Here is a 6,693-nt window from a genome sequence, read left to right on the forward strand (position 1 = left end):
TTTTCGAAAGCATTAGGCTTCTATCATTTTCTTTAACGTTGCAAGCGATTCCTTACGCTTTTCTGACAATATTTGCTCTGTTTTCGAGAAATCAATTGACTTCTCCGCCAAAGTAGTATCATCATCTTTATCTAAAATTCTGCCGGAAAGTCCGGTCAAATTAAGAATGCTTATATTCCTCGTACCCGTGTTGTTATTCGGCAGCACTTCAACAAACGGTGTGTGGAAATTAATTGCAAAAGCAGTTCCATGAAAAGAATCTGTCACCAGGCACCTTGCATTCTTTATATAGCTCAAAAATTCTCCTACAGACGGACACCACACAAACTTTCCCTCCCTCGTTATCTGATGGAAAGAGGAAGATATTCTGATAAGAGGCAGCCCCATTGATACTGCAACTTTTTTTGCATATTGTCCCACTCTTTTGTTATTGTGAATCTGATAAACCAAAATATAGTTTCTTACTTTTATCGGAGACATATATCTAATCCAGAAACCTTCATCAAGCAACAAGGTCGGATCTAATACCTGGTCAGCTTTAAGTCCCATATTCTTCAACAATGTCATGGCACTGTCTTCCCTGACAGAAATAAAATCATATCTTCCAAGCCATTTTTTAAAATATTTCTCCACTTCAGGGGACATCTCCGTTCGGCCAAAACTTGCGGCATATGCGATTCTTTTATCAAAGTTATCTGTAAACAACAGGCAATAGGAACTGTCATAGCTTCCATCTCCCACCGGCCCCCAAACTTGATCACTTCCCGTCATATATACATCAGCTATTGGTTTCTCTTCAGCAAGCTGTTTCTGACTGGAGTATCTCTTAGAAAGATTCAGATATTCTTTCTGTTCTTTTTCAAATCTCTTTCCCGCCGCAATACTCTCAGGCTGACGTAAAGCCAGATATAGTATTTTTTTAATGGGATTCCTGTTCCACTCCGGTTTCCCCGTAAGCAGAGTCTTTGCATGATTTCTGCAGGATTCGTCATCACGGACATAATCAATAATTTCACAGGAATATCCTAAATTTTCAATTACTCTTTGCGTGGCAAATGCCTGGAGTAAGGAACCATAATTTGTTATCGCATGTCTGGTTATCACTGCTACTTTCATTTTGATCCCACCTGCTATTTTTTCATCTGGCTTGCAATATCCGCATCCACAATCTCTTCACCCGTTCTGCCTTTCAGCTGCTCTTTCGAAGCTTCACTTAGTCCATCATTAACCACCGCATGAAAGTCACATGTGCTGCAACGATCCAGCTGCTCTTTTGTTACCTTTCCATCCCTGTAATCCCGGCAGATCTTATTCTCGTACATGGAGTATGGCTTTTTCGTAAACAATGCTTTCACCTTATGCCGAAGCACCCACCAGGCTGGTACCCAGATATACTTGTGCATGGCCGGACTCACGCTTCCGATCATCCAGCAGTTCCGGTCACAGCAGCGTACCTTTTTCCGGACTCTCTCGGCTTCCGGGCTGTTCCACAGCTCGTCCCAGGTCTGGGTGTTCAGGTTACCCATCACTTCTTTATCCTTGGTCCCGTTACACGGCATCACGTCTCCATACGGATCGATAAAGAAGGTGTCAAAACTCATATCGCATGGAAGCAGTCGTTTCTGTCCGTAGATGTAATTAATCAGTCCATGGTTGAAATACGCACGAAACCACTTTTTCGGGCTGTTGCTTCTGAGCAGTTCATTGACCAGCTTTTCGAAGTTCTTTGCAACCATCGGACGGTTGTGAATGATATTCTTGGCTTCTACAAAGTAAAAGCTGTTATGCAGGGATGCTGTGGCAAATTCCATTCCCATCTTGTCCGAAATCCGATATAACAGAACCAGATCCTTTGCATTTTTATCCTGAACCGTCATTCCAAAACCTACGTCTTTCATGCCCATCTTCCTGAGGGTTTTTAAGGTCTGATATCCTCTTTGATATCCGTCCTGCAGACCGCGAATCTCATTATTGGTCTGTTCCAGTCCCTCAATAGAAATCCGGATGCCGATCTGCGGGAATTCTTTACACAGATCTACGATCCGGTCTGTAAAAAATCCATTGGTCGAGATCACGATCCGGTCGCTTTTCTTATAAAGCTCCCGGACGATTTCCTTCAAATCCGTACGGATAAACGGCTCTCCTCCGGTAATATTGGTAAAATACATTTTTGGAAGCTTCCGGATGGTTTCAATGGAAATCTCCTCTTCCGGTTTTGACGGGGCTTTATACCGGTTGCACATGGAACAGCGCGCATTACATCGATAGGTGACGATGACGGTCCCATTCAGTTTCTTCTCATTGTTCCTTTTCTTCGTCATACTTTTTCCAGCGGATCCATCTACTGATGTCCTGCCTCTGTAAATCTGCATCAGTTTTTTTGCATAGGTTTCTGCATCATCAAAACGGATCTCTTTACAATTCTGTCTGTACGTTTCCAGCAGTTCCGGATTCTTCCAGAGTTTCTGAATCTTTCTCTTTAACTCTTCCGCGTTCCCGCTCTCAAACAGTTCCCCTGTCTTTCCAACTTCCAGCAGTTCCGGTATTCCTCCAATCTCTGCTCCCAGAACCGGTGTGCCATACGTTTGAGACTCCATAACCGAGAACGGACAGTTTTCATAGCATTCTGATGGACATATTGAAAATCTAGCTTCCCGAATCAGCGTTTCCAGCTCTGCTCCACTTTGAAATCCCGCATTCCGGATATTGGAGATCTGATTCACCTGCTCTTCCAGCGGTCCTGTCCCTGCAAAGACAAACGGGATCTCCGGCAGCTCCCGACAGACCTGAAGGAGTGTCCGGATTCCTTTCTCTTCGGAATATCTTCCAAAATACAGCACATAGTCTTTTTTCTTGGTATCTTTCCATTCCACCTGATCTACAAAGTTATGAAGTGCCACTGTTTTTCCTGCAAACACCGGGTTGGTATCCATCTTTTCTTTCAGGAACCGGCTGCAACAGATGATCCGGTCGATATACCGGTACGCCTGAATTCCATTCCAGAACATCGCTTCCATCATGCCGACAGCCGATTTTGCAGCCGACCCGTGGATACATCTTCCTTTCACGCAATTCAGGAAATGCCCTCCCAGGCATTTTTCGCAGTTTTCATGCCGGCCAGGATTGTGCAGCATATGGTTTGGACAGATCAGCTGATAATCATGTGCCGTATAAATGATCCTGCATGGCCGCTTTTTCTCTTTTCTCCACTTCACAATCTCCAGGATAATAGACGGTGTCAACTGATAATTAAAGTTGTTGATGTGGCAAACATCCGGCTGAAAATCCTCCAGCACAAGGCGAAGCTTTCTTCTCGCCTCCACACTGTAGATGGTCTTGACTGGATAGGTCAGTTTCGACAGCTTGCTGCCACCATGGAAATCCATATCCGATGTATAAGCATTCACACGGTTCCCCACACAGCGGCCCTCATGCTCCATGCCGAAAAACTGGACCTCATGTCCCTGCTTTTCCAGATATTCGCCAAGTTTAAAAATATACGTCTCGGATCCTCCGTTTGGATAGAGGAACTTATTAATCATCAGTATCTTCATTGTTATCCCCTTACAGTTATCGCTCATACAGTCTCACCGTCTCCGCCGCGACTTCATCCCAGTCATATTTCCCGCAGATGAACTCTGCAGCGTCCTTTTTATACTCCTGCACCAACTCTTCCCGGTCGCAGGCGGTCTGCAACTTCTCTCTCAGATCTTCCACATCGCCCCGGCGGAATACCATCGCCTTGTCTTCCACGACTTCGGTACATTCTGCGATATCTGACACCAGACAGCAGTTTCCGTAACTCATGGCTTCCAGCAGGCTCAGCGGCATGCCCTCCAGATCCGAAGGAAGGGTATATAAGTAAGCATTGCTGTACAATTCTTCCAGCATCTGTCCGCGGACAAACCCGGTAAACAAAATTCGCTCATCTCCGGCTGCCAGTGCCTTCAGTTCTTTGACGAACTGGTCGGTATCGGATGTACCTCCCGCGATCACCAGCTTTTTGTCTGTCTGTACCTGGCGGTATGCCTGGAGCAGATAGTGAAGCCCTTTTTCCGGTACCAGCCTTGCCAGAAACAGGATGTATCCATCCTTTTCCAACCCATACTTTTTTCGGATCAGGTCCGCTTCGTGAGGTTTCGGACGGTTCACACCATTGGGTATCCATCTTGTCTTCCGTCCGTAAGTCTTTTGGAAGTAATCCTGTACTCCCTTGCTCAGCACGATCACTTCGTCCGCAAAGCGGACAGCGCATTTTTCTCCCAGCATGATATAGGCGCTGGCAAGCCTGCCCCATTTGGCTCTTTGATGATCCAGTCCGTGAATCGTCGCAATGCATCGTTTTCCCATTAATTTTGGCAGCCAGATCATGGCGCACGGGCCTTCCGCATGAAAATGCACCACATCATACGGCCCGAAGGCTGCCCGGATTGCTGCCACCGTGGATGCGCTCATCGCTGCCAGTCCCCGCCTATCAATCGTAGGGACATTCACGATCCGCACCCCTTTGTATGTTGTTAATCCTTTTTTTCCGCCCTGCTTTCCGCTCCGGTTGTAGCAGGTCACCTGATGCCCCAGTTTTGCCATCCGGGTGCTCAGTTCTTCCACTACCACTTCCACGCCGCCCTGTCCCAGGGCCGGCATGCACTTCATGCCAAGAAAAGCAATGCGCAATCTTTTTTGTCGCTTCTCTCCCATCACATCGATCCTTCTTTTTTCACCACCGCAAGTACCGTCTTCAGCAGAATCCGGAAGTCCATCCCCACACTCCAGTCAGTGATATATTCCGTATCCAGACGGACCACTTCCTCAAAGTCCGTGATCTCGCTCCGGCCGCTTACCTGCCACATGCCGGTGATTCCCGGCTTGATGGCAAGCCTTGCACGATGGTGCAGTTCGTATTTTTCCCACTCATCCAGCGTCGGCGGCCTCGTTCCCACCAGGGACATATCGCCCTTCAGCACGTTGAAAAACTGCGGAAATTCATCGATCGATGTCACCCGGATCAGATGTCCGATCCCGGTCTTCTTCCTGCCGTTCGGCAGAATCTTATTTCCAATCACACGGGTATCAAAGTCCAGCTTGAACATCATACCGTCCTTCACCCTGTTCTCTTTCATCAGTTCCTGTTTCCGTTCCTCCGCATCCGGATACATGCTTCGGAACTTATACATTTTAAATTGCTTTCCGTTTTTTCCCACCCTTACCTGTGAGAAAAAGATCGGTCCCGGCGACTGGATATAGATGGCCGGCGCAAGAAAGACGAAGAGGATTCCCGTCAGAATACAGCCCACCAGTCCCCCTGCGATGTCCAGGCACCGTTTCAGGAATGCCTGCTTGTCCGTCATATAATTGATACTGGTAGTCAGCACCAGATAGTTTCCGATCTTCTCCACCAGCGGTTTCTCACTTAGATGGGTAGAAGGCTGTGCAATATGAAAGTGTACTGTCACTCCGGTTTCTATCAGCTTATCTATCAGGCTTTGCGGAAACGATTCGTCCTTTCCCGGAATGAGGAGGACCTCATCAATCCATTTCCGGCAAACATAACCAGGCGCACTATCAACATTAGCTACTACCGGAAGTTCCCCAATTTCTTCTCCCACGATGTCACGGTCTGCGATTACCAGCCCCAACAGGTTGTACATCTCGTAGTTGTGACGCTTGATGTTCAGCACTACATCCAGCGCAGCCCGGTCGGTTGTCACGATCAGAAGCGAGCGTTTCCCTCCGTTTTTCATCTTACGATGTAAAAAACACTTCCAGAGACTTCGTACCACATAGGTCAGAAACAGATAAATCACCCCTGTCAGATACAAGACAATTCTTGAATAACTGCTTCCTTCCTGAATAGTAAAAAGATATAGCGTTGTAATCAGCAGCACCATAATCACATGATTCAGCGTCGCAGAAAATTCCAGGTAATATCCCCTTTTCAGGACATTTTTAAATGTCTCAAAGAAAAACACGACAACAATATCTGCCATCACCAAAAAAATTGCCAGATTTCGATACAACTGAGAGCCGTATGGATTTTCCATCCCGTACCGGCATAGACAGGCGAGAATAAACGCCGCCTGCAGACAGATCAAATCTAACAGAATAAAATCTCCATGTTTTAACCATCCTTCTGCGCTTTTCTTATACATAGATGATCACTTTCCTCTTCCCTCTTATTCCTTTATCGATTTTATGATTATAAAATCTGCAGCTATATGCTTTTATTGATCTGAATCATCTTCAGCATTTGCCTGAAGTCTTTATCATTCTGAATCTGCATCCACGGGGTATAGCCCAGGAATGCAAACGGGATGTGTCTGGCAAGCCGGATAAATACGGTCCCTGCACTATCCTTCTGACCGGACAGGTCGATTCGGAACATCTTTCGTTCCAGATCCCAGATGATCAGACTGCCTTTCATATCTTTTGTAATATCCTGGATTTCCGGCGTGATGGTCTCTCCGGTTTTTTCATCATAGACTTCCGGATAGACGAGAACCATGGTGTCATAGGGAATCTTCCGGCATACCAGTCCCTTCTCCGTGTCTCTTTCCCAGACCAGCAATTCCTTCTGGCCAAGTCTTACTTTTTCCGGTTTATATACCAGATTTCTGCTTCTTTTCTCCATCTCGCCATCCCGCCTGCTTTTCATTTCCATGCATCCGTTACCACAGAATGGTTATTCCGTGGTAA

General features: G+C 46.5%; 5 protein-coding genes and 1 pseudogene. All 6 read right to left on the bottom strand.

Annotated features, from left to right (window positions below; genetic code table 11):
• Positions 1-12: 12 nt before the first annotated feature.
• The 6 genes and pseudogenes from B5E64_RS16340 to B5E64_RS16360 all read right to left on the bottom strand — a co-directional run bounded on the left by B5E64_RS16340 (position 13) and on the right by B5E64_RS16360 (position 6,628).
• Positions 13-1,116, bottom strand: a complete 1,104-nt coding sequence (locus tag B5E64_RS16340) for a polysaccharide pyruvyl transferase family protein (protein ID WP_087169520.1) — start codon at positions 1,114-1,116, stop codon at positions 13-15.
• Positions 1,117-1,130: 14 nt separating this feature from the next.
• Positions 1,131-2,321, bottom strand: coding sequence for a radical SAM protein (locus B5E64_RS18545; protein WP_242960276.1), 1,191 nt, complete (start codon positions 2,319-2,321; stop codon positions 1,131-1,133).
• Between the two features lie 105 nt (positions 2,322-2,426).
• A pseudogene (locus B5E64_RS18550) lies at positions 2,427-3,581 on the bottom strand (glycosyltransferase family 4 protein); the annotation flags it as partial.
• Positions 3,571-4,698, bottom strand: a complete 1,128-nt coding sequence (locus tag B5E64_RS16350) for a glycosyltransferase family 4 protein (RefSeq protein WP_087169522.1) — start codon at positions 4,696-4,698, stop codon at positions 3,571-3,573. The gene B5E64_RS16350 and the pseudogene B5E64_RS18550, both read right to left, overlap by 11 nt.
• Positions 4,698-6,149, bottom strand: a complete 1,452-nt coding sequence (locus tag B5E64_RS16355) for a sugar transferase (protein ID WP_087169523.1) — start codon at positions 6,147-6,149, stop codon at positions 4,698-4,700. Before B5E64_RS16355 ends, B5E64_RS16350 begins: the two co-directional genes overlap by 1 nt.
• Before the next feature lie 62 nt (positions 6,150-6,211).
• Positions 6,212-6,628: a hypothetical protein gene (locus B5E64_RS16360; protein WP_140398888.1), complete on the bottom strand. Its 417-nt coding sequence runs from the start codon at positions 6,626-6,628 to the stop codon at positions 6,212-6,214.
• Between the last annotated feature and the right edge of the window lie 65 nt (positions 6,629-6,693).

The sequence above is a fragment of the Drancourtella sp. An12 genome, assembly GCF_002160935.1.
Classification (GTDB): Bacteria; Bacillota; Clostridia; order Lachnospirales; family Lachnospiraceae; genus Sellimonas; species Sellimonas catena.